Genomic DNA, 1,588 nt, shown 5'->3' with positions numbered 1-1,588 from the left:
CTCAAGTTTCGGATTTAGACTTTGAGGTTGAATTTATTGTATAAAAAAGGCTTTGAGTATTTCCGTATGTCACGGAAAATGAGTAAATTAGATGTGACAAAAAAAACATTACTCAAAACTCAAAGCCATGAGCAAAATTACAAATATTCCCTCAGAAATCCGCAACTTTTTCTCAGAAAAACGTCGCAGTATAGTTATGGATACATTTACGCGCCTGCTTGAAGGCTTAAATTTGGACAACCGCAGCCTTGGTGGTTTGAAACGTGAGAACTGCCAGTTGACGAACCTTCAAGTGTTCCAGATATTGTTACTGTTTCCATTCTTTGCAATCAAAGGCTTCTCCCATTATGATGGTTCGGCGCTGTGTCGTATGTTTGGCGGTAAGAAAGATATCCTCTATTCGTATCTGTCACAAGACAATGTCGACTGGCGGAATGTCGTGTACCGCATAACTAATTGGTTGCTGACGAAAGTGACCGTGCGCCAGGACCATAAGAAGAGTCTGCTTCCAACCGTACTGATAGCCGATGACACGGATCTTCCAAAGACGGGCATGCATATGGAATCCATAGGCAAGATATTCTCGCATGTACACCAGAAATGCATCCTCGGCTACAAGGCTCTAATGTTGTGCTGGAGCGATGGCCGCACGCAGTTCATGCTCGATTTCTCGCTTCATGGCGAGAAGGGCAAGGTTGATGGCAAGGAACAAGGGCTTACCTCTGAACAGAGGAATGGGCGTTATGAGCGCAAACGTGACGAGAAGTGTCATATTGCCAAACGCAAGGAAGAGTATTTCATGAGCAAGGGTGTCAAGCTGTTGGATATGGTGAAGAATGCTATACGCAACAAGATACCTTTCGATTACTTGCTGGTTGACAGCTGGTTCACATGTACCGAACTTGTGGATTTCGTTTATCGCCGCCACAAGAAATTCCATCTTCTCGGCATGGCAAAGATGGGCAACACCAAGTATATGACTACTAATTGGGGGGAATTGTCCGCCAAGGCCATAATCACCAAACTTAAGGCTAAGAAGGAAGTGAAATACAGCAGGCGCTACCATTGCCATTATTCCGAAATTGAAGTTGTGCTTGGAAAACGTGCTGTAAAATTGTTCTTTTGCAAGAGAGGCAAAAAGGAAGCGTGGAAAGTGCTTCTTACAACAGACTTGAGACTCCGTTTTATGCGTGCCTACGAGATATATGCCATGCGTTGGAGCATAGAAGTGTTCTTCTCAGACAGCAAACGTCTGCTTGGACTTGCAGATTGCTCGTCACGAAACTTTTCGGCCCATATAGCGCATGTTTCATTGGTCATGATACGCTACAACATACTTGCCTCAATAAAAAGAACACTCGACTATGACACCATAGGAGGACTGTTCGGTGACATGTATCTCGGAGTACACGAACTGACGGTGGTTGAAAAGATATGGGCAATCATAATAGAGGTGGTAGCCGTCGTTTCAGAACTCATTGGTGCTGACTCCGATGAACTAACCATCCAAATTATTGAGAATGACAAGAGATTGGCTGCACTTAGAGAGTATGCTCAAACGGCTTGAATTCTAAATCCGAAACTTGAG

At 44.1% G+C, this 1,588-nt stretch carries 1 protein-coding gene; it reads left to right on the top strand.

Translation table 11 applies throughout. The annotated features are described in order from the left end of the window. Nucleotides 1–196: 196 nt before the first annotated feature. Nucleotides 197–1,567, top strand: coding sequence for an IS4 family transposase (locus tag I6E49_RS14160; protein ID WP_235403124.1), 1,371 nt, complete (start codon nt 197–199; stop codon nt 1,565–1,567). The last annotated feature ends 21 nt before the right edge of the window (nt 1,568–1,588 follow it).

It is taken from the genome of Leyella stercorea (assembly GCF_021531655.1).
Note: the sequence above shows the minus strand (reverse complement) of the source record. Positions and strands in the feature narration are given on the sequence as shown.